The sequence below is a fragment of the Rice orange leaf phytoplasma genome (genome assembly GCF_001866375.1).
GTDB lineage: Bacteria > Bacillota_I > Bacilli_A > Acholeplasmatales > Acholeplasmataceae > Phytoplasma > Phytoplasma asteris.
On sequence record NZ_MIEP01000008.1, the window covers coordinates 19,531 to 44,810 of the forward strand.

General features: G+C 28.8%; 22 protein-coding genes and 3 pseudogenes. 7 read left to right on the forward strand and 18 right to left on the reverse strand.

Features of this window, described 5'->3' with window-relative positions; translation table 11 throughout:
* Positions 1–64 precede the first annotated feature (64 nt).
* From BHE82_RS03420 to BHE82_RS02570, 3 genes are all read left to right on the forward strand, one after another.
* Complete coding sequence (locus BHE82_RS03420) at positions 65–370, forward strand: Spx/MgsR family RNA polymerase-binding regulatory protein (RefSeq protein WP_071345676.1); 306 nt, start codon at positions 65–67, stop codon at positions 368–370.
* 554 nt (positions 371–924) lie between these two features.
* Positions 925–1,914, forward strand: a complete 990-nt coding sequence (gene rnhC / locus BHE82_RS02565) for a ribonuclease HIII (protein ID WP_257608400.1) — start codon at positions 925–927, stop codon at positions 1,912–1,914.
* A 63-nt stretch (positions 1,915–1,977) separates the two neighbouring features.
* Positions 1,978–2,397, forward strand: coding sequence for an HIT family protein (locus BHE82_RS02570; protein WP_034171969.1), 420 nt, complete (start codon positions 1,978–1,980; stop codon positions 2,395–2,397).
* 272 nt (positions 2,398–2,669) lie between these two features.
* Here BHE82_RS02570 and BHE82_RS02575 read toward each other — a convergent pair whose 3' ends face one another.
* From BHE82_RS02575 to BHE82_RS03515, 18 genes and pseudogenes are all read right to left on the reverse strand, one after another.
* Positions 2,670–3,113: a class I SAM-dependent methyltransferase gene (locus BHE82_RS02575; RefSeq protein WP_071345679.1), complete on the reverse strand. Its 444-nt coding sequence runs from the start codon at positions 3,111–3,113 to the stop codon at positions 2,670–2,672.
* 1 nt (position 3,114) lies between these two features.
* On the reverse strand, positions 3,115–4,512 hold the full coding sequence (rpoD, locus tag BHE82_RS02580) for an RNA polymerase sigma factor RpoD (protein WP_071345680.1): 1,398 nt from the start codon (positions 4,510–4,512) through the stop codon (positions 3,115–3,117).
* 82 nt (positions 4,513–4,594) lie between these two features.
* Positions 4,595–6,409, reverse strand: a complete 1,815-nt coding sequence (dnaG, locus tag BHE82_RS02585) for a DNA primase (RefSeq protein WP_071345681.1) — start codon at positions 6,407–6,409, stop codon at positions 4,595–4,597.
* A 9-nt stretch (positions 6,410–6,418) separates the two neighbouring features.
* Complete coding sequence (locus BHE82_RS02590) at positions 6,419–7,777, reverse strand: glycine--tRNA ligase (RefSeq protein ID WP_071345682.1); 1,359 nt, start codon at positions 7,775–7,777, stop codon at positions 6,419–6,421.
* Positions 7,778–7,870: 93 nt separating this feature from the next.
* Entirely contained in the window at positions 7,871–8,746 is an 876-nt protein-coding gene (gene era, locus BHE82_RS02595) for a GTPase Era (protein WP_257608401.1), read from the reverse strand.
* 122 nt (positions 8,747–8,868) lie between these two features.
* On the reverse strand, positions 8,869–9,309 hold the full coding sequence (gene ybeY / locus BHE82_RS02600) for an rRNA maturation RNase YbeY (protein ID WP_084024651.1): 441 nt from the start codon (positions 9,307–9,309) through the stop codon (positions 8,869–8,871).
* Between the two features lie 219 nt (positions 9,310–9,528).
* Positions 9,529–9,702 carry a 30S ribosomal protein S21 gene (gene rpsU / locus BHE82_RS02605; protein ID WP_071345684.1) on the reverse strand — a complete coding sequence of 58 codons (174 nt, stop codon included), beginning with the start codon at positions 9,700–9,702 and terminating at the stop codon, positions 9,529–9,531.
* A gap of 227 nt (positions 9,703–9,929) precedes the next feature.
* Positions 9,930–10,508 (reverse strand): YqaJ viral recombinase family protein, encoded by a 579-nt coding sequence (locus BHE82_RS02610; protein ID WP_071345685.1) that lies wholly within the window; start codon positions 10,506–10,508, stop codon positions 9,930–9,932.
* Between the two features lie 10 nt (positions 10,509–10,518).
* Positions 10,519–10,731, reverse strand: coding sequence for a hypothetical protein (locus BHE82_RS02615; RefSeq protein WP_042068387.1), 213 nt, complete (start codon positions 10,729–10,731; stop codon positions 10,519–10,521).
* 132 nt (positions 10,732–10,863) lie between these two features.
* Complete coding sequence (locus tag BHE82_RS02620) at positions 10,864–13,107, reverse strand: ATP-dependent helicase (RefSeq protein ID WP_071345686.1); 2,244 nt, start codon at positions 13,105–13,107, stop codon at positions 10,864–10,866.
* A gap of 119 nt (positions 13,108–13,226) precedes the next feature.
* Positions 13,227–14,936, reverse strand: coding sequence for a glutamine--tRNA ligase (gene glnS, locus BHE82_RS02625; RefSeq protein WP_071345749.1), 1,710 nt, complete (start codon positions 14,934–14,936; stop codon positions 13,227–13,229).
* Between the two features lie 1,180 nt (positions 14,937–16,116).
* Positions 16,117–16,509 (reverse strand): annotated as a pseudogene (locus BHE82_RS02630) (N-6 DNA methylase); the annotation flags it as partial.
* Between the two features lie 149 nt (positions 16,510–16,658).
* The gene (locus BHE82_RS02635; RefSeq protein WP_071345688.1) at positions 16,659–17,486 is read right to left on the reverse strand and encodes an N-6 DNA methylase; all 828 of its coding nucleotides are present in this window, start codon (positions 17,484–17,486) and stop codon (positions 16,659–16,661) included.
* 453 nt (positions 17,487–17,939) lie between these two features.
* Positions 17,940–18,365: a type I restriction endonuclease subunit R, EcoR124 family gene (locus tag BHE82_RS02640; RefSeq protein WP_257608410.1), complete on the reverse strand. Its 426-nt coding sequence runs from the start codon at positions 18,363–18,365 to the stop codon at positions 17,940–17,942.
* Positions 18,366–18,394: 29 nt separating this feature from the next.
* Positions 18,395–19,468 (reverse strand): annotated as a pseudogene (locus tag BHE82_RS02650) (type I restriction enzyme subunit R domain-containing protein).
* Positions 19,422–19,550: a DEAD/DEAH box helicase family protein gene (locus tag BHE82_RS03510; protein WP_369126290.1), complete on the reverse strand. Its 129-nt coding sequence runs from the start codon at positions 19,548–19,550 to the stop codon at positions 19,422–19,424. Before BHE82_RS03510 ends, BHE82_RS02650 begins: the two are co-directional and overlap by 47 nt.
* A complete protein-coding gene (locus tag BHE82_RS02655; RefSeq protein ID WP_071345692.1) occupies positions 19,513–19,836 on the reverse strand; it encodes a DEAD/DEAH box helicase family protein in 324 nt (107 codons plus the stop codon). The genes BHE82_RS03510 and BHE82_RS02655 overlap by 38 nt, the downstream gene beginning before the upstream one ends.
* A 37-nt stretch (positions 19,837–19,873) precedes the next feature.
* Positions 19,874–20,472 (reverse strand): annotated as a pseudogene (locus tag BHE82_RS03515) (type I restriction endonuclease).
* Positions 20,473–21,457: 985 nt separating this feature from the next.
* Here BHE82_RS03515 and dnaX point away from each other — a divergent pair.
* From dnaX to BHE82_RS02680, 4 genes are all read left to right on the forward strand, one after another.
* Positions 21,458–23,440: a DNA polymerase III subunit gamma/tau gene (gene dnaX / locus BHE82_RS02665; RefSeq protein ID WP_071345694.1), complete on the forward strand. Its 1,983-nt coding sequence runs from the start codon at positions 21,458–21,460 to the stop codon at positions 23,438–23,440.
* 12 nt (positions 23,441–23,452) lie between these two features.
* Positions 23,453–23,737 (forward strand): YbaB/EbfC family nucleoid-associated protein, encoded by a 285-nt coding sequence (locus BHE82_RS02670; protein ID WP_034172222.1) that lies wholly within the window; start codon positions 23,453–23,455, stop codon positions 23,735–23,737.
* 130 nt (positions 23,738–23,867) lie between these two features.
* On the forward strand, positions 23,868–24,377 hold the full coding sequence (gene rpoE / locus BHE82_RS02675) for a DNA-directed RNA polymerase subunit delta (RefSeq protein WP_071345695.1): 510 nt from the start codon (positions 23,868–23,870) through the stop codon (positions 24,375–24,377).
* A gap of 175 nt (positions 24,378–24,552) precedes the next feature.
* Positions 24,553–25,266, forward strand: a complete 714-nt coding sequence (locus tag BHE82_RS02680; RefSeq protein ID WP_071345696.1) for a CDP-alcohol phosphatidyltransferase family protein — start codon at positions 24,553–24,555, stop codon at positions 25,264–25,266.
* Positions 25,267–25,280: the final 14 nt, after the last annotated feature.

Sequence of the window (25,280 nt, forward strand, 5' to 3'; positions counted from 1 at the left end):
ATTTTTGCACGCCAAAAATTCATTCATTAATTTATTTTATCAAAGGAGAATTACATAAATAATTATGGTAATTGTTTATACGAGTTTTAGTTGTGTTTCTTGTAAAAAAGTTAAAAAATGGTTCAAAGCTCATGGGGTAAGATATGAAGAGCGGAATTTGTTAAATTATAAAATGCAACCACAAGATCTGGATTTAATTTTAAAAAATTGTGATTATGGGTTTGATGATATTATTTCGCAACGTTCCAAAATTTTTAAAGAAAAACAAATAGATTTGGAAACTATCAACACCGATAACATCAAAAAAATTATTATTGAAAATCCTGAAATTTTAAAAAGACCTATCATTATTAAAGATCAAAAAATTTAAATTGGGTATAATGAAGAAGAAATTCGTATTTTTATTCCCAAAAAACTGCTTTTTTACTTGATGGAAAATAATGTTAATTTTTATAAAGATAAAGAAAATAATCAATATGAAACAGTATTGCAAAACTTTTTTAAAAAATATAAATAATGAAGAGCAATATTTTTGTTGCAAAAAGTCTCTTATCATTTGCAAAGTTTCTTTTATCATAAACAAACTCAAGTTTAAAAACAATATTTGCCCCTTTCCATTTATAAATTGGCTATTTATAAAAGATGTAATTAAAAAAATAAACTAAGTTGCAACTTGCAAGACTTTCAAAAAGCAATTTTAATCAAAAATAATTTTGCAAAAATGATTTTCAATTCAAAGTTAGAATGTTTTTCAAATATTCTATTTTTTTTATATAAATTGCAAATATTAGCTTGTTATTTTATCTTTTTTCAGTTTATTGTGATATATAATAAAAGAAGTGATGACAAATTTTGGTCTTTTTTGCAAAACCAAAGACAACAAAAACTGCCAAAATGCAAGAAATATTAAGGAGGTATTAAGTGATGTTAAATTATAGTTTCAAATTGAACAACAATCAAGTAGCAACAATTAAAAAATTCTACTACAAACAATTAAAATTATCACCTAATAAAACGGTTGCTTTTGTTATAGATGAATCTTTGGCTAAAATAACAGTTTATAATAACGGAACTTTGTTAGTGCAAGGAAAAAATACCTTATCTATCGTTGCTTTTATTAAAAAAATATTGCAAATGAAAACAGTTAGCGATAATAGCGAAACAAAAGAAGTTAGCCATTCATTAGTCAAACAAGTCCCAACGTTAAAAACTAAAAGCAATGCAAGGACAAATTCATTTTTGCCACTTTATAACAAAAAAACTTATTATCTTCCATCCATTGGTTCTGATGAAGTAGGTACAGGAGATGTTTTTGGTCCTGTTATTGTTTGTTGTGTTTACTTGACTGCTAAAAATATTGTTTTTTTGCAAAAATTAGGAACTATTGCCGAATCCAAAAAAATCTCAGATGAAAAAATAATGCAGCTAGCTCCTTTAATTATGAAAGAAGTTATTTATTCTGTTAAAATAATGATGCCTTTAGAATACAATCAAACAATCAAACAATGTAATCTCAACAAAATTAAGGCTTTAATGCATAACGAAGCAATTAAGCAAACCGTTTTAAAAGCTTCTCCAAATGTTCCTGTCATTTTGGATCAGTTTTGTTTTCCTAAAAATTATTTTAATTATTTGCAAGACCAAAAAGCCCAAAATGAGATTTATACAAAGATTATTTTTGAAACTAAGGCTGATAGTTCTTATTTTAGTGTTGCTGTGGCTTCTGTTATTGCTAGATATCTTTTTTTAACACAAATAGCAAAACTTTCTAAGCAAATTAATTCCAAATTGCAATTAGGAGCAGGCAAATTGGTAGATTTGCAAATTGATTTGATAGTAAAACAACACGGATTAGAGATTTTGCCTCAAATTGCTAAGTGTAATTTTAAAAATATTGTGCGCAAAATGGAATAAATTTATAATATTGGTGCTTAATTACAAGTTTATTTATCCAAAAACACATTTAAAGGAGTTTTTATGTCAACTATTTTTACTAAAATTATCAAAAAACAAGTTCCTGGTTATCTACTTTATGAGGATAATTTAGTAGTTGCTTTTTTAGATATTACCCAAGCGACCAAAGGACACACTTTGGTGGTTCCTAAACAAGAATATCGTGATATTTTGATGATGCCCGAAGATGTTTTTGCCCATTTGTTTAAAGTAGTACATCAAATAAGCAAAGTATTAATGGATGTTTTTCAAGCTCAGGGAATCAATTTATTAAATAATAATGGCAAAGTAGCAGGGCAGACTGTTTTTCATTATCATGTGCATTTGATTCCTCGTTTTGATGAAAAAGAAATTAATTTGGTTTTTAAAAATAATGCTTCTTTGATGTTTCCTCAAGATTATGAAAAAGTTCAAAAAGCTATTTTAGCGCATTTGAATAAATAAAAAATATATTGTTAAGGAAACATAAAATAAATATATTGCTGTCTTGCTTTTTTTGATGATAAAACCTTTACAAAATATTTATATGGCTTTTTATCGGTCTTTTCTAACTGTTTCATTTATTTAGACAACTTAATATTTTAATATAACATTTAAGACCAGCTTAATTGTTGGTCTTTTTTGTTTATAAAATGGCACAATTATTAACTTATAATAAAAAAACCAAACTATTAAAATAGTTTGGTTTAATCATAGATATGTAATTGGAAGCAAAATTAGCTTTTGCGAGTTACTTTTAAGAAATGATAAAAAAATTTGTCAAATAAATGATATTCTTCTAAAATTTGAAAATCGTTTTTTAATAGCCATTCTTGAAGATAATCTTGATTGCTTTGTGATCCTAATATAAAATGTTTGCTTTTATCAGGACTTTTTTCAAGTATTTTAGTAATAGCATAAGTTCCCATACCACAAATTAGGGCAAGATCAAAATCTTGGCAAATGTTTTGGAATCCGTTACTTAAACAAAAAGTAACTGGATAGCAAGCAAGGTTTTTTTGGGCTTGAAATAAAGGTTTTAATCTTATATCTGCTGCAATTGCTTGTTTGATATAGCCTTGTTGAAAAGCCTTTTTGAGTACTAAACCATGATCTGTTCCGATGTCTACAACGGTGTCATAATTTTTAGTAAGAGATGCAATAAAAAGGATTCGTTTCATTTTATTTGTGGTTGTGGTACAAACTTTTTAATTTGCTTTGTTTAGCTGGAGTTCTGAGTCGTCTTAGAGCTTTGGATTCAATTTGGCGGATTCTTTCTCTAGTAACTCCAAATAAAGTGCCTACTTCTTCTAAAGTGTGGGTTTTGCCATCTAAAAGACCATAGCGCATTTTTAATACTTTTTCCTCGCGGTCAGTTAAGGTATTTTCTAGGACTTCATCTAAAAGCTTTTGAGTTACTTCTTTCATCATGTATTCGTGGGGGGATAAAATGTTGGGATCTGAGATAAAATCCCCCAAAGAAGTTTCGTCTTCTTCGTTTTCTCTTGCGGGAGCTTCCAAAGAGATGGGTTTTTTTTCAATATATTGGATGCTGCGAATTTTTTCAGCAGAAATATTCATTTTGTCGGCTAACTCTTCAACTGTAGGTTTTTTCTTAAGTTTTTGAGTTAATTTGCGAGTGCAAAGTGCCATTTTATTAATAGTTTCTACGATGTGGACAGGAATTCGGATAGTTCTTGCTTGATCGGCAATCGCTCTTGTGATGGCTTGTCTAATCCACCAAGTGGCATAGGTAGAAAATTTAAATCCTTTTTGATAATCGAATTTATCTACTGCACGCATTAAGCCCATGTTGCCTTCTTGGATTAAATCAAGAAACAAAATGCCTCTTCCAATATATCGTTTGGCAATGGAAACTACTAATCTATAATTGGATTCTACCAAAATATCTTTGGCGCGCCTTGCTTGTTCGATTTGGTCATGTGCTTCTTGGAGTTGTTCTTCGGATAATTCAATTTCTTTGGTTTTGTGCTTGGCAAGCTTTTGTTTGGCTTGTTTTCCTAAAAAAACTAAAATGGATTTTTTTTGTTCTTCTGCTAGCGAAAGCAAAGGGATTTGACCAATTTCTTTTAAATACATGCGAACTGAGTCATCCATTTTAATATCAGAATTGATTTTAGAAATTTCTTCTTTAGAAATTTTTTCATCTTCGTCTTCTTCTAATTCTATGAGTTTTTCATCTGATATTAAGTCCTCTTCAGAAATGTCAAAATCTTGGATGTCTTCTTCTGAGTCTTGTGTGTTGTCTTCATCTTTGTTGTCATCTGTGTTTTCTAAGTTTGTATTTGTTAATTCGGAATCAAGGTCAGTAAAATCATCATTGGTGGTGTTTGTTTGGGGGTGCGTATCATTTTGATTGGGGTTTTCATTTAGAGATGGAGCTGCTTGTGTTTCGCAAGAAATAATTTGAATACCTTGTTCTTTTAGGTTTTGTGCTATTTGTTGATATGGTATTTTTATGTTTTGATTTTGCAAAAAAGACATAATTAATTGAGATGTTAGTTTTTGTTCGCTTCCAGCTTGCTCATTTAAAGTTTTGATTATGTTATCGAATTCCATTTATTAACTCCCTTTTTTCTTTTTTTAATTAAAATTTGGCTATGAACTTGTTTTGATTTTGGTTTTTTGGATGATTTGTTTTTTAACAAAATATATCATTTACTAATTCGCTTAATTGTTGTTGTAATTGTCTTCTTTCTTTTTTGAGTTTGTCTTTCTTTTTTTGTAATTTGTTTTTTTCAGTGTTATCTATTGGAAGTAATTTATCATTTAACTCATTTATTTTTTGTTGTTTTTGTTCCATTTTGTCGCGGATTTCTAATTCTTTTATATAATTGTTAAATATTTTGCCTTCTTTATCTTGTAAAAGAGGGCGCTTTTCCATTTTAAAAAAATGATGTTTTTCGATAGATGTCAATAAATCATCAATATTTTCTTTAAATTTGGTGTTTTTGATTTCTTCCCAAGGGATACAAGTTTGTTTAGGATTTTTCTTGTAATAATTTTTAATATAGTTTAGCAGACAACTGCATTGCAAGTCATCAAAACCGGGGGTTTTTTTGATGGTGGCAAATGTTTTGGGGTTTTGGGTTTTGAAAAAAGCAGCATTTAAAAGCAATTCTATGATGATTTCTATTTTAATGTCAAATTTGGTTACATTTAATTGTTGTTTGGTGTGAGCAATGTAAGGAGGTTTTGGGGCTTTGTTAATGGAGACTTGAGAATTAAGGTTAACTGTTAGTTGATATGTTTTTTGTAAGTATTCTTGATAAAGCATTTTGATTTCAAAACTTGAGGATTGGAATAGTTCTTGTAATTCTTTTTTGGTTTTGGCTTGGTTGTAAGAATCCATTTGTTGGCAAATCAAATCCACTTTCAAAGCTAAAAAATCCTTTAAATTATCAGTTATAAGGTGTTGGTATTTTTCGGGTCCTTCAGTTTTGATGTATTCATCGGGGTCTAGATTATTGGGAAAATCTACTATTTGGACTTTGAAGTGGTTTTTTTGGAGAAAGGTTCCAATTTCTAAAGTAGCGGTTTTTCCTGCTTTGTCGCCGTCATAGGCAATAATTATTTTGTCGGTGAGTTTTTTTAATAGTTTGGCATGATCCAAAGTAAGGTTGGTTCCCATGGTAGCAACTACGTTTTTGAATTGGGCTTTGAAAGATGCCATAACATCAAAAAAACCTTCATGCAAAATGACTGTTTGTTTTTTTTTGATTTCAGCTTGGGCTTCGTAGTATTGATACAAAGTTTCGCCTTTTTTGAAAATTATTGTTTCGGGACTGTTGAGATATTTAGGCATTTGATCATCTAGACTGCGGCTGGAAAAAGCAACAATTTGGCCTGATTTGTTAGTAATGGGAAAAATGAGTCGGTTTTTGAAAAAATCATAAAAGTTGCCGGTTTTGTCGTCTTGATTGATGAGACTTAATTTTTTGAGGTCATCAGGGTCAAATTTGGTACCTTCCATTAAATAACGTGATAAATGGGAAGCTTTGGGAGCATAACCTAATTTAAAATGTTTTATTATGTCATTGTCAAAGCCTCTTTTTTCTAAATAATTGAGGACTTGTTTGTTGTGTTTTAATTGATGGGAATAAAAATCTGCTGCTTCTTGCATGATGTTGTAGAATTTTTGGTATTGATGGGTGCTTTGTTGGGGCAGGGAAGTAACAATGCCCAAGCGGGTTGCCAGTTCAAAAATGGCTTGATTTAAAGGGATGTTTTTGATGCTTTTGTAAAAAAAAACAGGATTACCTCCTTTTTTACAAGACATACAAACTCCTATATTTCTTTCAGGAGACACAGAAAAAGAAGGCGTTTTTTCATCGTGAAAAGGGCACAACCCCATGTAATTTTTGCCTGATTTTTTTAATTGTATAAATTCTTGAACTAAATCAAGGATAGGTATTTTTTCATTGATTTGATCAATTAATTGTTTGTTATCTTGCATTTTGATCCGTTATTTTAAAATATTTTTTTCTTGGATGTATTGTTTGGCTTCTGCTAGTAAAAAGGTTTGTTGTTGGGCGGTGTCACGGTTTCTTAAAGTCACTGTGTTTTGGGTAAGGGTTTGGTCGTCTACAGTGAGACAAAAAGGAGTACCAATCATATCTTGTCTGCGGTATCTTTTTCCAATACTTTGGGTCTCATCGTAACAAACATCAAAATGTTTGGCTAAATACTGGTGGATTTCTTGGGCTTTGGCGCTGTGTGTTTTTTTGATTAATGGTAAAACAGCTACTTTGTAAGGTGCTAAAAAAGGGTGAAAAGTAAGGATTTTCCTTGTTTCGTTGGAGGTGCTTTCTTCGTGGTAATTGTTAATTAGAAAAGCAAAAAATAGTCTTTCTATTCCTAAAGAAGGTTCGATAACGTAGGGTAAAATTTTTTGTTTGGTAGTTTCGTTAAAATAAGTAAGATCTTTTTTGGAGTGTTGTTGGTGGGTTTTCAAGTCGAAGTTTGTTCTGGAAGCAATCCCCCAAAGTTCATCAAAACCCCAAGGAAATTTGAATAAAATATCGCAAGTTTGTTGTGAATAATGGCTGAGGTTTTCTTTTTTGTGATCTTTAAATGTTAAATTTTGCGGGTTCATACCCAAAGCAATTAAAAAATCATACATTAAGTTTTTCCAGTGGTTAAACCAATGGGCTTCGGTGCCTGGTTGGCAAAAAAATTCTAGTTCCATTTGTTCAAATTCACAAGTACGGAAAATAAAGTTGCCAGGTGTCACTTCGTTGCGGAATACTTTTCCAATTTGGCAGACTCCAAAGGGAAGTTTTTTTCTGGTAGTTTTTAAAATGTTTTTAAATTGGATAAAAATTCCTTGTGCTGTTTCAGGTCTTAAATATAGAGGTTTGGAGTTTTCCAAAATGACTCCTTGATGGGTTTTAAAAAGCATGTTAAAAGGTCTGATGGGTGTCCAGTTGGAAGTTCCTAAGACTTGGTTTTTGACTAAATAGTCATGCATTTGTTCGTAGGACCAACCGCTAATATCTAACTGTGGATTGTGGCTTTCGATGAGTTTATCAGCACGAAATCTCTTGTTGGTGTCTTGATTTTCGGTAAGGGGATCCGAAAAAGAATCCAGATGACCTGAGGCTTTCCATACGGTAGAATTAAGTAAAATGGATCCATCTAACAAAACATTATTGGGTTGTTCTTGTACAAATTTTTGCAACCAAGCTTTTTTAATGTTGTTTTTTAATAAACTGCCTAAAGGACCATAATCCCAACTATTGGCAAGTCCTCCATAAATTTCACTGCCTGCAAATACAAATCCTGTTTGTTTGGCTAATGAAATAACTTTGTCTAAATGTTGCATCCCAAAGCTCCTTTTTGTTGTTGGTGTTGATGTTTTGATTTTTGCGTTGTTTTTTTTGATTTTGTTTTTTTGAGTTTTTTCAATTATAATTATTTAATATCCAAAGCGACTTAATAAATCTTTTTGGTTGCGCCAATTAGGATACACCTTGACCCATAAATTAATGTGAGTTTTGATTTGCAAATGGCAATTGAGGTCTTGGCGAACATGTGTTCCTATTTGTTTGAGTTTGGAACCTGCCTTGCCAATTAAGATTTGTTTTTGAGAGTTTCTTTCTACCAAAATCAAGCCCCAAATTTCTAATAAATGGTCTTTTTGTTCCATTTTTTCAATTATTACAGCTGAGGCGTGAGGGATTTCTTCGTGGACATAATAAAGGACTTTTTCGCGGATTATTTCTGCTATCCAAAGTTCTTTTTTTTGATCAGTAATCATGTCTTGCGGATAGTAAGCGACCCCTGGTTTGATATTTTGATAGATATTTTCTTTTAAAAAAGTGGTGTTTTTGGCTTTGATAGCAGAAAGTGGGATTACTGTTTGAAAAGAAAAATGGTTTAAATAGCTTAAAATAATAGCATCAATTTGGCTTTTGCTCTTTAAACGATCAATTTTGTTGATGACTAAAAAAACTGGTTTTTTGGTTTGGAAAATCATTTTTAAAAAAGTTTCTTCTTTGGGATGATAAAAGGAATCTGTTAAAAAGAGAATTAAATCAATGTCTTTGATGCTTTGAAAAGCGATGTTGTTCATTTTTTGGTTCAATAAATGTTTATATTGGTTAATTCCTGGGGTGTCTACAAAAATATATTGGGCGTTAGGTTCGTGGCAAATGCCAATAATTTTGTGGCGTGTTGTTTGGGGTTTGGCGCTTGTGATGGCAACTTTTTGTTGGGTTAATGCGTTTAGAAGAGTTGATTTGCCGACGTTTGGGCGTCCCAAAATAGCAATAAAACCAGATTTAAAATCCATGTAAGTCCTCAATTTCTTAGTTATTTTTTTGTTTTTCTTTTTCCTTGTTGGTGTTTGTACGGGTGTTTTTATTTTGGTTTGTTTCTTTTTGTTTGGTTTTTATGGGATTTGGGGCTGCTGCTTTATGTGGTTTTGTCTAAATTTAGACCTACGTTTTGTAAAATTTTTTCTTGTAAAGCAAGCATTATTTGAAACTCTTCTTCGGTGCGGTGTTGATAACCCTTAAGATGCAAAAAACCATGCACTGCTAAAAAAGCAATTTCGCGTTCTAAACTGTGCTTAGCTTTTTGTGCTTGGACTTGGGCTTTGGAAAAAGAAATAAAAACATCGCCTAAAGAATTGTCTTCTAAGCCTGCAAAAAAAGTTAAATCATTAGGAAAAGACAAAACATCTGTGGGATAATTTTTTTTGCGATAAAAGGAATTAAGTTCTTGAATTTTTTCGTTGGTAACAAAAACGAGATGCATTAATTTTTTTTCTTTGATGGGTAAAAACATTTTAATTAATAAAGATTTAAAAGGTGTGATGCAAAAAGAAGTTTGATTGTGGATTTTAATGATCATTTAGCATTTCCTATTTGGGGTTTGGGTGGTTGTTGTAGTTTTGGTTGCAATTGAGTTTTTTTTGGTAATTTTTAATAATGAGATTATTTTTTGATGATTTGAGCGAACATTTGAACGAATAAAATAAAAAGACATTTGCAAAAAAACTTAAGCAAATATAAGAAAATATAAAATAAAAAAAAGCAACTTATTTCAAGTAGCTTTTAATTGATTAAAACATTAACGCTTTTTACTACGCATATTTTTTTGGCGATTTTTCTTTTGTACGCTTGGTTTAATATAATGTTCTTTGCGACGCACTTCTGCTAAGACACCAGATTTAGAAACTTCTCTTTTAAAACGACGTAGCGTTTCTTCGATAGTTTCTCCTTTACGAAAAACAGTTTTTGGCATTAATATCTCCTTTCCATAATCTCAAATTAAAAATTAGCAATACTACTTATATTATATCTCTTTTTTTGTTGTTTGTCAATAAGAAAAAGCAAAAAAATAATTAAATATTTTTGTAAGTGGTTTTGTCTTTTATTTATGGTCGTTTTTATGGTGAAATTTGTCATAAATACGGTTAAATGAAATGCAATAGTAATAATGTATTTTTATATTTATATAAATGAGTAATTTTAAATTTGAAGTTGTTTTTGTAATTGTTTAGTTTTTAAGTATAATTGAAAAAAATGACTGCACTGTTCAAGCATGTTTGTGATAAAATTCGGGTCTTCTTTGACTTCGATATTTTTGTTGGTTTGGTCGTTTTGATAGACTAAAAAGTAAGCTTTAATTGATTGAGAACAATAAATTTGGGCTTGGAGTTGGGCATAATAGATATTAGGGATTTTTCCTTCATTTAAAAAGGATTGCCAAGTATAAGAGGCAAAAGAAATGGGGCATTTGATTTCTAAGAGGCTTTGGGATTGGGCGTCCCATCCATCCAAAGAAGCAGACATGAAATCTTTGACAAAGACTTTTGGTTCGAATTGCATTTTTTGTGTTTGGTTGAAAAAATTTCTTGCTTGGGGTTCCAAAATTCGTCCGCGTTTCATTGCTTCGTTGTCTTCGATTGGAGTGCCAAAAACTTTTCTTTTTAATAATTGCTCTTTGGTTTCAAATGGATTTAAGCCCATGATAGCTGCTACTTCGGAAGCATTAATGTATTTTTTGCGATGATTATGCCAAGCTAAGGTATTTTGTTCTAATTGCATATGGCATCAACTATTGTTGGCACCAAAAGGAAAGTCCAAAAAAAGCCATGGTTAAAACAGTAAGAAAGCAGTTTAAGAAGAATTGTTCGCCTTTGATTTTGCGTCCTTGTTTTTGTTCGGAAAAAGAATTTCCCAAAGAAAAACTGTCGTTGCTATCTGCTAAAAATAAAGTACTTAAAACGATAAAAGTACAAATAGTTACAAAAAAAACGGTATAATTCATAAAAATCTCCTTTGATTTTGGTAATTTGATTTTGGTAATTTGATTTTGTTGTTTTGTTGTTTTTAAATTTCTAATCGATTTAATAAAATAATGATTGATGATTCATTTTTTTGATAAATGTTTAAAATTTACTTACTCTTTTATTTTAGCAAGAAAAGCGGTTGTATTTTCAAATATTTTTATATTTTTGGAATTTATAAAGCGTACTTGGATTAAATCTTGCATGATGGCTTCCACTACGCCCAAGCCGAGAGTTTTGTGTTTGACTTTGTCTCCTTTTTGAAAAAAGCCATTTTCATTAGTGCAAGATACTTGGTTTGATTGGTTTGGTTGAAATAAATGTGGGGAAAAATAATTTGGTCTTGGGGTTTCTTTTGGAAAAAAGCCCATTTCTTGTAAAAAGCGTGAAGGTTGACTGTCTATTTGTTTGCCATATGAAACTCTTTGATAAGACCCAGTTAAAAATAACTTTTCTTCGGCTCTTGTAATTGCTACATAAGCTAGACGTCTTGATTCTTCTAAATCGCTTTTTTCTTTTTGGTTGCAATCAAAAAAAATATCTTCAAAAGCAGCTATAAAAACCACTCTAAACTCTAAACCTTTGACTTTGTGAATAGTAGAAAGTTTAACGCGATCGTTTTTGCTTGGGGTTTTGGGGTCTTGTTCGGTTTGTTCGTTAATTTCGCTATACAAAGATATTTGATCTAAAAGTTGGGTTAGTTTTTCAAAAATGTTTCCTTCCAAATTTTTTTCTGCTTGCATAAAAACTGATTTTAATTCTTCGATGTAATGTAAAGCAGGCTCAGAATCTTTTATTGATTGCATTTTGTAAGTTTCATCTTTTTTGTGACAATACTTAATTTTTTCATCAATATGAGTAATTATATCACTAAGACAGTCAAAAGAATCATTAATTAGTTCTTGGCGTAAAGCTGTAATTAATTTTTGGAATTCGTTTAGTTTAGTTTTGGTATTTGGTTGAATTGGAGTTTGGTCTAGGTAGTTAAGGGCGTCAAAAAGAGCTAAGTTTTTTTCTTGGGCAAGTTGTTCTAGATGTGCAAGTGAAGTTGTTCCAATTCCTCTTTTAGGGGTGTTAATGATGCGTTTGAAATCAAAATCTTGTGAGGGATTTGCAATAACATTGAGATAAGCTAAAAAATCTTTGACTACTTTGCTTTGGTAAAAGGAAATACCTCCAAAAACTTGATAAGGAATGCTGTTTGCTAAGAATTTTTCTTCCAAAGGGCGTCCCAAAATGTTAGTACGATATAAAATAGTAAAATCTTGATAGCTGCAAATACCTTGTAAAACAAGGTTTTGGATGGTTTTTGTGATGTAGTCTGTCTCTTCTTTATAATCTGAAAAAAACTTGTAAATAACAGGTTCGCCTCCGCTTTTAGTGCTTTTGAGATTTTTTTTAAAAGGATGGTCTTCGTTGTGTTTAATCAAAAGGTTGGCTTTGTCTAGGATGTTTTTAGAAGAACGGTAATTTTGTTCCAAAAAAGCTACTTGAGGACTAAATTTATTTAAGAACAATTGGCTGTTTTCAAATCTGGCTCCTCGAAAAGAATAAATGTTTTGGTCAGGGTCTCCTACTACAAAAATATTTTGGTGGTTTTGGGCTAAAAGAGTCAAAATTTGGTATTGTAAAAAATCAGTATCTTGGAATTCATCAACTAATAAATATTGGAATTTTTGTTGATAAAAAGCCCTTACATCGGCATTTTCTTGGAGCAGTTGGTGCGTATATAAAATAAGGTCATCAAAATCAACTAAATTATTGTTTTGCAAAAAAATTTGATATTTAGCTTTGATTGGCATTTCGAATTCGTATCTGTTTTCACGTTGAAAATTGTATTCTTTTTGGGTTGTGTGTTGCAAAGTATCTTTGTTTTGTGGTTCGTGTTTTCTTTTGATAGCAGAAATGTTTTTTCTTAATTCGCTAATTTTTATTCTTTTGGGGTCGATATTCATTTCTTTTAAAATTTCTTTGATGATTTTTTTGCAGTCGTTGTCATCTAAAATTTTAAAATTGGTGCGATATGAAAATGGTAAAAAGGGGATAAATTTTCTCAAAATTTGGTTTCCCAAAGAGTGAAAAGTGCAAATAGTAATGCCTTTGGTTTTTTCTTGACCAATCATTTTGGCAAGTTTTTCTTGCATTTGTTTGGCAGCTTTGTTGGTGAAAGTAAGGGCTAAAATTTGGTTGCTTGGTAAGTTTTTTTGTTCGATTAAATAAGCAATTTTAGCAGTTAAAGTGGTGGTTTTACCAGTGCCTGCTCCTGCTGCTAGATAAAAAGATTTAGCATTGCTTGTGACTGCTGCAAGTTGGGGTTTATTTAATTTTTCTAAAAAATTGGTTTTATTGGAAAACATTTTTATACCTTTTATTTCGTTGTTTATCCTTTTTGTTTTGTGGTTTTTTTTCTGGGAGTGTTTTTTGGTTGGGTAATTTGATGGGATTTATTAGTTTTTATTTTTTTAGTAGAACAAATTTATTTTTGAGGATTTGATTTTAAGCTTACTACTTCATTGAAATTAAGTTCTTGCGTTTTTCCATTTGTGTCTTTTGTGATTTTGTCTGCTGCAAAATAACCTTGTCTTAGAAATTGAAAATGGTTTTTGCAACAACAGCTTTTTTGTAAACTTGATTCTACAAAACCTTTTTTGATATGCCAGGATTTATCGTTGAAATTGCCATTTGTGCAAAGTAGTGGAGCAAAAAAATTAAAAGTGGCTTTGCAAGCAGTCTTTGCTTCTACAAAATGAATAGTTCCGTTTGGTTTTCTATCTTTAAAGCCGCTGCCGCTTTTGGTTTGGGGGTCGTATGTTACAAGAATTTCTGTTATTTCTCCTTTGTTGTTTTTGACAACATCGTAAGCTTTAACAAAATAAGCATGAAATAATCTTACTTCTTCGCCCAAAGTTAATCTTTTATAATTTTTATCTGGTTTTTGGAGTGCAAAATCGTCTTTTTCAATGTAGAGATGGCGGGAAAAATAAATTTCTCTTTCTTGGGTTTGTTCTTTTCCTTTTGTTTGTTCTTGATTTTGTTCTGGGGTTTTTCCTTGGGTTTGAGATGTGTTGCAACATTTACAAGTATGAAAATTATTAGTCCAAGGAGCTTTGAGAGTTTCTATTTGGTTTTCAGGAAAGTTAGTAATAGTAAGTTTGAGGGGGTTTATAACTGCCATGCAAGGCAAGGATTTTCTTTTAAGGTCATCTCTTACAAAAGATTCTAACATTTCTTGTTTAACTTGTGAATTTACTTTGGATAAGCCTGTTTCAAGGACGAAATTTTTGATAGCTTCAGGAGTGTAGCCTTTTTTGCGGATGCCTGATAAAGTTGGCATTCTAGGGTCATCCCAACCTGTTACTAAGTTTTTTTCTACCAAATTATTAAGATGTCTTTTGCTCATCAAAGTTTGGGTAAGATTAAGTCTTCCAAATTCAATTTGGCGTGGAGTATGTTTGGCTTTTGTTTCTTTGATTATCCAATCATATAAAGGTCTGTGGTCTTCGAATTCCAAAGAACACAAAGAATGTGTGATGTTTTCAAAGGAATCTTCCAATGGATGAGCGTAATCATAGGTAGGGAAAATATGCCAATGTTTTTGTTTTAAAGTAAAAGCAGAAAGAATACGGTACAAAATAGGGTCTCTCAAATTAAGGTTAGGGTTTTGCATATCAATTTTGGCACGCAAAACTTTGCTACCTTCTACAAATTTTCCTTTTTTCATTTGTTCAAATAGCAAGATATTTTCTTCAATACTACGATTGCGATAAGGAGAATTGGTACCTTTTTGGGTTAAATTACCGCGACTTTGGGCAATTTGTTCAGCGGTTTGGTCATCAACATAGGCTTTTCCTTGTTTGATTAAAAAAAGTGCCATTTGATACATTTGAGGGAAATAATCTGAGGCAAAAGTGATTTTGTAAGGAGTGTATCCCAGCCATTTGATGTCATTGAGGATGGCATTAACATAAATTTGTTTTTCTTTGGAAGGGTTGGTGTCATCATAACGTAAAAGGGTTTTGCCTTCAAAAAAATGTGCTAATTCAAAATTAATAATGATGGCTCTGGCGTGTCCTAAATGTAAAAAACCATTGGGTTCGGGCGGGAAACGTGTAATGATTTGGCTGCATTTTCCGCTTTGGAGGTCTTTTTGAATGATGGTTTTGATGAAATTTGATTGTTTTTGCATTTTATAAGTCCTTTTTCTTTTTATTTGGTTTATTTGGGGTTTGGGCTTTTTGGGTGGTTTTGTTTGTGAAAAAATTTGTTTGGGAATATTAGTTTTGGTCTCCAATTTTTATTAGTTAATTTATGTATTTTATTTATGATTAGAAATATAATTTAGGATTTTGAAAAAATAGACTTCTAAATATCGCTGTCAATATCATATCCTTCATATATTTTAATCAAAACACTCTATTATATTATACTAGCATTTTGAAAATATTTTTCATTTTAACAGTTGGAAGTTGGTGAAAGTGGGTTAGGGTTTATATTAAGTTTAGATTTGCATTAAGCATATATCAATTTACAAAAAAATACATTCATTTAATGAATGTCTTTTGTATTTTAAAAAAATGGAGAATAAAAGCAAGAAAAATTAAGGAATAAATTATATAATTATAATAAATAATAATATTCTTGTTTTTCTTTTTGAAGTTGGCGTATTTCTATGGAAATATTTTCAATATCATTTAATAATTTAGATAAATTATTGAAAAAAACATTTATTTGTTTTTGTTCTTTAAAGCGGGTAATTTAAAAGTTAGTTGATAAAAAACATTTTTATCAATTTCGGATATTACCCCTTATTTTCCAATAACCTTTAATTTTTATGAACTTGAGAATTTTTTAAAAAATTCAATATAAAATTAGCATCAAACCCCTCTTTAACTTCAAAAACTGAATAAATATTAGAAATCAATACTGGTTTATTATAAATATTATAAGCAATTGATTTATGTTTTAAGAAATCTCTGTTGTTCATAACAATATTGTTGGGATATGCTATTCTATAATTTTTTTAATGTTTTTTTTAAATTGTTTGTTATTATCTCTTAAAATCAAACCTTTTTTACAATCTAGACTACAAATATCATAAAGGAAGCTATCTTTATTTGTTTTTGTTATTTCTTGTATTATATCTTTAATTGCTATTTCTTTTCTTTCTTTAGAATTTTCGAAAAATAATTCAATCTCTTTTTCTATTTGTTGTATTTTTTGAGATAAATTATTTTTTTTAGTTTCTAATAATTCTATTTCTCTTTTGAAAATCGCAATATTTTTTATATTTACCTCTTTGTTTTCTTGTAAATGATTTGAACAATATAAGTTTGTGGTTAAAACATAATTATTTTTTCTAATTTGCTCTATATTTGCTCTATATTTGCTATTGACATTTTGTCATTTTTTTTATTTTGTGACACCATTTCCATTATATCTTTAATATTTTTTTTGCCTAATTGTCTTAGAGAAATACCACTTTTAATTCTTTCATGCATTTCTGATGCATCAATAAAACGAATTTGATGTTTTTGATTTTCTACACATTTTTGTATAATTAAAATATAAGTAATGGTTGTTTCAGATACATAAGGGAAAATATTTAGGGGTAATTGTATAATTGTATCAATATATTGATTTTCTACTAAAAATTTTCTAAATTCTATTACTCCAGGTGTAGAAGCGCATAAAACTCCAGATGGTAAAATAACACCTAAAGTGCCATCTTCTTCTAAGAGATGTAACATATGCATTAGAAAAGCTAGTTCTCCTCTTTTTTAGGAATTGATTTGCCTTTTAAATAAAATCTGTCGCAATTTTCTTTATTTTTTTCTTTATTATTGGTATACCATGGAGCGCCAAAAGGAGGATTAGCGATGATAATGTTGTATTTTTGTTCTAAATGGCTTTAATGTGGGAATAATAAAGTATCCCCATTTTCAATCTTTAAATTATAATAAGGTATATCATTTTTGTATTTTTGACCGCTAAAATCTTTATTATTATTTATATGATTTATAATTTTTAAAAGTAAAGATCCGCTACCACAACAAGGATCATATATTTTTGTAATATTTTTATTTTTTGTTTTATGACAAATGATTTGTGATAAAAGTTCAGAAACAGAGGGTGGTGTAAAAAATTCTCCAGATTTTTGTTTTTTAGTAATGTTATCGCTAACAAATGTTTCAATTAAATACATATAAATTTCACCCATTGCATCTTCACAAAATTCATTACCTGAAAAAATATTGTCGATGCCTGTAATAAGGGTTTTTAATTTTGTATTTTTTTCTTCCTCGTTGCCTAATTTGGATTTTTCGGTTAAATCAAAATTTTCAAATAATCCTTTAAAACAATGTGACTCAATAGATTTTAAAGCTTTATCTATTGCAACAAAACTAAAATTATCTTGATTAATAGAATTATTTAAATTAGCCCATAAATACTGAGGTTCAATGTGAAATCCACAAAAACCTTTTATATTGTTTTTAAATCTTGATTGTTCATTCGAATCCCATTTATCCCATGCTTGTTTATATTTCTCCAAGGATCCCAATATTGTATTTTTACAAATATCTTTTTCAAATTTTATAGATAAATAACGGAAACTTAAAAGAGGTAAAATATAATCTTTAAAAATAGTTGTATCCTCAGAATTTCTTAAAGTGTTATTAATCAAATTCCATAATTTTTGTTTACAAATTTGAACATTTTGATTTTTGTCATTTTTCATATTATAATTTTCCTTAATTTTGTCATTTTTGGATATCTTTATAATTACTACACCAATCTTTAATGAAATTATAAATTTCATCTCTTAATTTAAATTTATAAAGATAAGGCAAAACTTCGCTCTTTTGCCCTTTATTTTTATCCATATATTCTTTTATTTGGTTTTCATTTTTGCTGATATGTCCTCTTAGAATAAAATCTTTAAAACCCAGATCATTTTTTTATAATCAAAATAAGCATTAATTAATTTTTCCAAATCTTTACTATTTTCAAAACAAAATTCTTTGCTTTTTACCTCTATTTCTCTTTTGCTTTCTTGTTCTTTAATTAAATCTTTAATAAAATTCTTCCACAAATTAGATAAAATATTTCTTATAGCCCCCCCTTGTTGAGCATTTTGTGTTATTGTAGAAAAAATTTTATCATCTTCAATTTTATTTAAAAAAAATTCTTGCTATTCTTTAGTCACATCATTATTATTTTCGTCTAAAATATTTTTTATTTCTTTATTAAAATTTTTGTTTTGTTGTGATAAAATGCTTTTATGTATTTTTTGTTCAGTTTTTTCAAATGATGATATTAATTTGTTTATATAATCTAAATTAATAAATGCGCTATCAACGTGTTTTATTTCATCTTTTGGATTCGACGTGTTTTGTGGTGTTCCTGATTTAATTTTATCTCTTTTGTTTATATAATCTAAGAACTTTTTCTTGTCTATTTCATTTTTAAAATATTTTTCTTCAAACTCTGTTTTTATCCTAATAATATTTCTTATTTTAGAATATTTATCAAAAATATCTATGAATTTTTTTTCTTTTTCTGTATAACCCATAATATTTTTTTCAATATATTTTACATTAGGAGCTAATTTTCTTATTTGTTTTAAGTAATCTTTATATTCTAGTTTTAATTCTTCATAACTTTTTTCTTTTTGATTGTGTGTTCTGGATCAAATAAACCCATTGCTTCATTAAATAATAAAGCTTGGTCGTTGTCCTTTTTCTTCGTTTGAAAACAATAAATATTACCGTATTTTTTGTTTTTATCATGTTTTTTAATTGTTCTAGAAAATGCTTGGATTAAATTATGGTATTTCAACTCTTTGTCTAAGTATAAGGTATTTAATAGAGGAGAATCAAAACCAGTTAAAAACATGTTGACTACCAAAAGTAAATCTATTTTTTTGATTTTTATTATCAGTTTTCATTTTTTCTAATATTTGTTCATGATATCTTTTTTCATTAACAAAAGGCGTTTTATCATCTACAAATTGATTTTTTGTTTTTTTGCTAAAATTTTTATAAAAATCACTTTTATTGATTTAAAAGCCTCCCTTTTATCGTCATTTTTTTCATTTTCAGAGTTAAAATGTTCAGAACAAATAGTTGCTATTTTAAAATCATGTTCATTTTCCTTGTTTTTAAATATGTTATAATATTCTATTAAATCATCAATATTAGAAACAGCAAATAAGGCATTATATTTTTTATTTTGTGTTAAATCATGATAAGAATTTAGAATCTTTTTTACTACTTCTTCTTTACAAGTTGAATTATTTTTTGTTTTTATATAATATTCCACATTATAATCAATAACAAATTTATCTTTTAGAGCATTGGAAAAACGATATTCATGTATACATTTATTAAAAAGTTCTTTTGTTGTTTTAGCATTTTTACTAAGTTTATTTTTTTCGAAAATAGGCGTCCCTGTAAACCCAAAAAAATAAGATCCATAAAAATATTTAATCATATTTTCATGCATTTCTCCTTGTTGCGATCTATGGCATTCATCTATGATAAAAAACATTTTTTCATTTTTATATTTTTTTAAAAAATCTTCATTTTTATATTTGTTTATTAATGAATGTATTTTTTTTAAAGTCGTTGCAATTATTTTTCCACTAGCATTGTTTTTATTTTGCATTATTTCTTTAAGATTTTCTACCTTTAATATTTCCTTGAGTTGAATCTTTTTCAAAATTATTAAATTCTTGAAGAGTTTGCGAATCTAGTTCTATGCGGTCAACTATAAAAAAAAATAATATTTTTTTGAGTTTCATTAATGGATATAAATTTTTTCAAATAACGACAAAGTAAAAAAGCAGTTAAAGTTTTACCTGAACCTGTGGTATGCCAAATATGACTATTTTTTTTAATGTTATTTGTAACATTTAAAGGACTTTCTTGAGTTATTTCTTTTTTTGTGAATTCAACAATTTTTTTTATAGCGTGAAATTGATGAGGTTTAGCAACCATTAATTTTTGATTTTTTTCATGATGCACCAAAAAGAAAAATAAAAACAATGCTAAATGGCAACGTTGTAAAAATTCTGGAATAAATTCCATGACTTCATTTCTTTTATTATTGTTTTCATCACTCCATTCAAAAACAGAATTTATTTAATTCCTTGCTTTTTCCTGCGTCTTGATTTGAAAAATATTGAGTATCGGTTCCATTTGAAATTATAAAAAGTTCTATACATTTAAATAAACCTTGTTGTTTTAATTTAGGGAAATAGTCTTCTACTTGTTTAAAAGCTTTGTCAAGCCCTTTATCCAAACTTCTTTTTTTAATTCTATTAATACCAGCGGTATGCCATTAATTAATATTACTATATCATACTAAGCTGATTTTGACTCGTTTTTATATGAATTTTGAGCAGGAACTTTTTGTGCTACTTGAAAAATATTTTTACACCAATTTTCTTTATTAAAAAAATTAAAATAAAAATAGTCTTTTTTGTCTTTTTTTGGAATTTTTATTTCTTTTCTTAAATATTTATAAATGTCGATAACATCCATTTTTTCATTGGTAAGCAATTCACTATTAATTGTAGAAAACCAGTATTCATTCAGCTCCTCCTTCCCCTTCTCTTGAAAAGAAGTGTCAGAAACATACCTACTGTTATATTCTATAAATTGTCTTTTAAAATTATCCTCTAATTTTTCTTGTGTTTTGATGCTAACTTCTGCATAACCCATTTTTTTAATTTGTTAATAATGCTTTTTCTTGATATCGCCTCTTCCTTTTTATTTTTTTGTTTTTTATTATTTAAACACATATTTGTTAATTCTCCACTCTCATTAACTATTTTAGAAAATATTTAAAATGAAAAAAAATAATTAGATAATTTGTCTTTTGTATATTAGGTCGTTGATTTATATTTAATATTTAAACGTCGCTTGATAAACTTTGCTTGATAAACTTTATTAACTATATTTTATCAAAAAAAACAACAACAACAACAACAATATAATTCGTTATTTTAACCACTTTTTATGTCTTTTTGGCTTTTATTTTTTATTTATGGGTGGGAATTAATTTTATTTTAAAACGATTATAAATTATTATTTTGATATTTTTTGGTTTATAATAAAGTCATAAGCAATTTAGTTTATTTTAGATTATTATTTATTATGTTAATTATTTTATTTATAGACAAATAGCTTTTATAATTTTAATCAGTTATCGAGTATATTGTTTTTAGCAAAACCAAAGAAATAGAAAAAATATATACTCAAAATGGTGAAAAATATTTTGTTCAAAACAATGGCGATATAGAAAATAAAAATGGCGACAAAGTATTTTTCAGAAAATGCGAGACAATAGAAAAAATAAACCGCAAAAATGGGCAAATAGAATTTTATAAAAAGAATTGCAAAATGAATAAAAAAGAATTGAAAGATGGAACTTTTATTTATTATGAAGCAAAGGGAAAAAAATACAAAAATAATAAATGTAAAGTTAATTCAATCTAATCGTATTCTAACCATAGAATAGATCAATATTTTTAATTACAATAAACAAATAATTCATTTGCAAATTTGCAAAATAAACTTCTATTTTCATCTAATAATATGTTATAATATTTAGGAGATTTTTTTTGTATATAAAAAATTATTTATGTTCTAATTTATCTAGATGTATTGTTGTGGTTTGGTCATAATTTAATCAAAGGGGTTTTTAGTGTCTTATTTAGTTTTATACAGAAAATACAGACCACAAACTTTTGCAGATGTTGTCGGTCAAGAAATTATTATCCAAACTTTAAAAAATGCCATCAGATACCAAAAAATTAATCATTGTTATCTTTTTAGCGGCAACAAAGGTACTGGAAAAACTACTTTAGCCAAAATTTTTGCCAAAGCTATTAATTGCTTGTTGCCCAATCAAGGAGATGTGTGTTGTTCTTGTCATTATTGCCAAAACTTTACCAAAGCAAACATAGACATCACAGAAATTGATGGCGCTTCTTATAATGGGGTTGACGAAATCAGAGAATTACAGGATAAAGCCCAATACAAAGCTCACACAGGCAAATACAAAGTCTATATTATTGACGAAGTTCACGTCCTTACGCCAAACGCTTTTAACGCTTTGTTAAAAATTTTAGAAGAACCGCCCGAACATGTAATTTTCATCTTGATTACTACCGAAATTTATAAAATCCCTGACACCATTTTTTCGCGCGCCCAAAGTTTTGCCTTTGAAAATTTGAACCTCAAAAACATCACTGCACAATTAACCAAAATTGCTGCTTTGGAAAATATGTTTATCACTGAAGATGCCATCAAAAGCATTGCTTGCCATTCGGAAGGTGGAATGCGAAACGCCCTTAGTTTGTTAGATCAGGTAAGCGCTTATCAAAATAATTTGATTACTTCAGAAGATGTTGCAAATATTAAAGGTACGGTGTCTGCCAGCATTATCAAAAAATTGTTCCAAAACCTACTAAAAAAAGAAGCGATCAAAGCGTTGCAACTTTTGCACAAAGCAATTGATTCAGGCAAAAACATCGACCTTTTAATTTTAGATTTAATTGATGCTATCAAAGATTATTTAATTTGGAATGCCAAAAATAAAAAAGATTCCAAAACATCGCCACTTTCCCAAGACCAAAAAATATTATTGCTTGAAGAAACAAACCACATTGATCATTTTTTAAGAATCTTAATTAAATTACAACAAGACCTCAAAAAAAGCGATCAAAAAAAATCTTTGGTAGAAATTGCCTTTTTGCAAATATGCTCTCTACATTCTTTTCAATTTCAAGCCAATTTACAAGAAACCCAACAATTTGTAACAAATAAAACAAATATTTACAATAATGAGCAACCATCACTTGCATTAGATGAAACAAATGCCAAAGAAAATTATGAACCAACAAAGCTTACCCAAAACAATACAGAAAAAAAAACCTTTGACAAAACAGAAAAAATCAAACCAACTAAACTTGCGTCAATAGCAAACGAAAAACCACCAAAACCACCAAAAACAGAATATCTGCATCCAGTCCAAGATTTACAGTCTCAAAATAATTTTTCACAAAAAAAACCTAACAATTCTACTACCTCCGAATTGACTCAACAAAATAACTTGCCTTCCCAAAACTCACAAGAAACCAAATCCCCAACAAAAAAAAACCCTTATTTTTTCAATTCTTCTCTTTGTGGTTTGATATCATTTGCAATTAATATTTTATCTAATCAAGACGAGCCAACCAAAAACACAATAACAAATTTTTGGACAAATTTAAAAAATCGCTATTCTACTCACAGTTATTATAAAAATGTAGCCGAAATTTTGGATAGAGGAAAAATAGTTGCTTTGAGTCAATCCCAACAAATGATTTTAGTTTTTGAAGATGAAGATGCCTTTGAACTTGTTTTACAAAAAAACACCAAACAAAAAGCTTTAGAAATTTTGAATAACGACACTTTTGCAATTACAGACTACATTGCTTTTTTAAAACAAGATTGGCAAGCCTTAGAAACTTTTTACAACAAAAATCATCCTCATCCAAACCAGGCATCAATTGCAAAATTCACAGCTACTTGCAATTTTGATCTTGACTTATATCAAATCAAAGCGACCCAACCAACCAAGCCTGCTATTATCCAACTAGCTTATGATTTTTTTGGTAAAGATATAGTAGAAATAATTAACTAGGAGCAAAAAATTATGAAAACACAATCTAATATGTTTGAAAAATTAAAAAAAATGCAAGAAGCAATTGAAAACGCCCAACAACAATTAGAATTACAAGAATTTATTGGCAAAGCAGGAGATGTAGAAATTGTTTTACAAGGAACCAAACAAGTCGTAGATGTTATTATTTCTCAAATTCACAGCAAAGCAATTCTCCAAGAAAGCGTTTTGTTGGCTTTTAATGCTGCTTTAAAAAAGTTAGAAAGAAAATCCAAAGAACTCATGCAAAAAGCATCTGGATATTTGATAGAATTCTAAAATTTTTACCCCCCATATTTTGCATTTCTTTATTTTATTTAGCCTTTTTTTTCCTTTCTTTTCTTTTTATTTTATCACTTATCATTATTTCCTAAATCCCAAACATTATTACATTAAAAGGAGGTATTTTATGAAAAAAACCAAAACTCCAAAATCACTTTTGGAAACTGCTTATGACATTATGAAAAAACATAACAATCCTGTTCCAGTCTATGATTTATTAAAACAAACATTGCAAAAACATCAAATCCCAAATAACAACCCCAATGTAGCTAATCAGCTTTATTTAGACATCGCTTTGAGCGGAAAATTTGTTTTTTGTGAAGACAATCAATTAATTATTAAAGAAAATAATAAACTTTTTTGGGATAAAGATTTTTTTGAAAAAACTCAAATTTCAAACGACGAACCTCTAGACGAAGATACCAATTTACAAGAATTAGATTTTGAGGATTTCCTTTCTGACAAATACACTGTCCAAACTGACCCTCTACAAGATGATTTGCTTGATTTAGAAGACGAACCTTCAGAAGAACAAAACAAAGACGATGACAAAATTGAAGATGATATTGTTTTAGAAGACAAAGATGATTATGAAGATCCATTAGAAGAAGAATGCGAACATCTTTATGAAAAATAATTACCACTTTACAATTTGCATTTACAAACAACCAATCAATAATTATCAAGTTTTTTAAGTTCATTAATATCCTTTATTCTTGATGGATAAGGGATTTTTCTTTTTTTATTTCCCCCAACTCTAAACAACCAAAAATGGTTTAAGAAAAAACATTAGTAAAACGAGGTTAAATAATATGTTTTTAGGTTTTTACAATTATACAACTTATTTAACTTACCTAAATTTAATGAGTGGTTTTTGTGGTATTGGCTTTGGTGCTTGCGGCAAATACACTTCTGCTTTAATCTGCCTATTAATATCAGGCGTTTGTGATATGTTTGATGGTGTGATAAGCCGAACCAAAAAAAATCGCAGTCATACAGAAAAAAGCTATGGCATTCAAATTGATTCTTTAGCCGATATAATAAGCTTTGGCGTCCTTCCTATTTTTATTAACTATTCTTTGAGTTTCAAAGGTGAAACTTCAAACCTAAAAGAAGAATTTTGGCTATTTGCACTTGTTTGGCTAGTTTGGGGCTTTTATCTTTTGGCAGCCTTAATTAGACTTGCTTATTATAATGTTTTAGCTGAAACCCAAAAATACGACTCTCAAAGCCCTTCTTATTTTAAAGGTTTGCCCGTAACTGCAGCTGCTATTTTATTCCCTTTTTTATTTTTAGCTAAGTTTATTTGCAAAACTTGGGATTTCAAAAGTTTAGGATTTATCGAACAAAGACCTACTTTTTTTTGGTTTCATTTTGCCTGCATGTTACTTTTAACTTTTTTATTTCTTTGTAAAAAAATCCATTTCCCCAAGCCAAAAGCCAAAACTACAATAACAATTATTTTATTATTAGCACTAAATTTTATCCTATTTATGTTGCTTAAAATCTTATTAAAATATTTATAATGGCAATTACGAAG

What these genes read in the sequence shown, in the direction of transcription:
- BHE82_RS02610 (WP_071345685.1), bottom strand. Translation starts at nt 10,508, where the DNA reads ATGCAATTAGAACAAAATACCTTAGCTTGGCATAATCATCGCAAAAAA.
- BHE82_RS02670 (WP_034172222.1), top strand. Translation starts at nt 23,453, where the DNA reads ATGAAAACACAATCTAATATGTTTGAAAAATTAAAAAAAATGCAAGAA.
- BHE82_RS02575 (WP_071345679.1), bottom strand. Translation starts at nt 3,113, where the DNA reads ATGAAACGAATCCTTTTTATTGCATCTCTTACTAAAAATTATGACACC.
- era (WP_257608401.1), bottom strand. Translation starts at nt 8,746, where the DNA reads ATGGATTTTAAATCTGGTTTTATTGCTATTTTGGGACGCCCAAACGTC.
- glnS (WP_071345749.1), bottom strand. Translation starts at nt 14,936, where the DNA reads ATGCAAAAACAATCAAATTTCATCAAAACCATCATTCAAAAAGACCTC.
- BHE82_RS02590 (WP_071345682.1), bottom strand. Translation starts at nt 7,777, where the DNA reads ATGCAACATTTAGACAAAGTTATTTCATTAGCCAAACAAACAGGATTT.
- BHE82_RS03510 (WP_369126290.1), bottom strand. Translation starts at nt 19,550, where the DNA reads ATGAAACTCAAAAAAATATTATTTTTTTTTATAGTTGACCGCATAGAA.
- BHE82_RS02655 (WP_071345692.1), bottom strand. Translation starts at nt 19,836, where the DNA reads ATGGAATTTATTCCAGAATTTTTACAACGTTGCCATTTAGCATTGTTT.
- BHE82_RS02570 (WP_034171969.1), top strand. Translation starts at nt 1,978, where the DNA reads ATGTCAACTATTTTTACTAAAATTATCAAAAAACAAGTTCCTGGTTAT.
- rpoD (WP_071345680.1), bottom strand. Translation starts at nt 4,512, where the DNA reads ATGGAATTCGATAACATAATCAAAACTTTAAATGAGCAAGCTGGAAGC.
- rpsU (WP_071345684.1), bottom strand. Translation starts at nt 9,702, where the DNA reads ATGCCAAAAACTGTTTTTCGTAAAGGAGAAACTATCGAAGAAACGCTA.
- BHE82_RS02615 (WP_042068387.1), bottom strand. Translation starts at nt 10,731, where the DNA reads ATGAATTATACCGTTTTTTTTGTAACTATTTGTACTTTTATCGTTTTA.
- rpoE (WP_071345695.1), top strand. Translation starts at nt 23,868, where the DNA reads ATGAAAAAAACCAAAACTCCAAAATCACTTTTGGAAACTGCTTATGAC.
- BHE82_RS02620 (WP_071345686.1), bottom strand. Translation starts at nt 13,107, where the DNA reads ATGTTTTCCAATAAAACCAATTTTTTAGAAAAATTAAATAAACCCCAA.
- BHE82_RS02680 (WP_071345696.1), top strand. Translation starts at nt 24,553, where the DNA reads ATGTTTTTAGGTTTTTACAATTATACAACTTATTTAACTTACCTAAAT.
- ybeY (WP_084024651.1), bottom strand. Translation starts at nt 9,309, where the DNA reads ATGATCATTAAAATCCACAATCAAACTTCTTTTTGCATCACACCTTTT.
- dnaG (WP_071345681.1), bottom strand. Translation starts at nt 6,409, where the DNA reads ATGCAAGATAACAAACAATTAATTGATCAAATCAATGAAAAAATACCT.
- rnhC (WP_257608400.1), top strand. Translation starts at nt 925, where the DNA reads ATGTTAAATTATAGTTTCAAATTGAACAACAATCAAGTAGCAACAATT.
- BHE82_RS03420 (WP_071345676.1), top strand. Translation starts at nt 65, where the DNA reads ATGGTAATTGTTTATACGAGTTTTAGTTGTGTTTCTTGTAAAAAAGTT.
- BHE82_RS02635 (WP_071345688.1), bottom strand. Translation starts at nt 17,486, where the DNA reads ATGAAAAATGACAAAAATCAAAATGTTCAAATTTGTAAACAAAAATTA.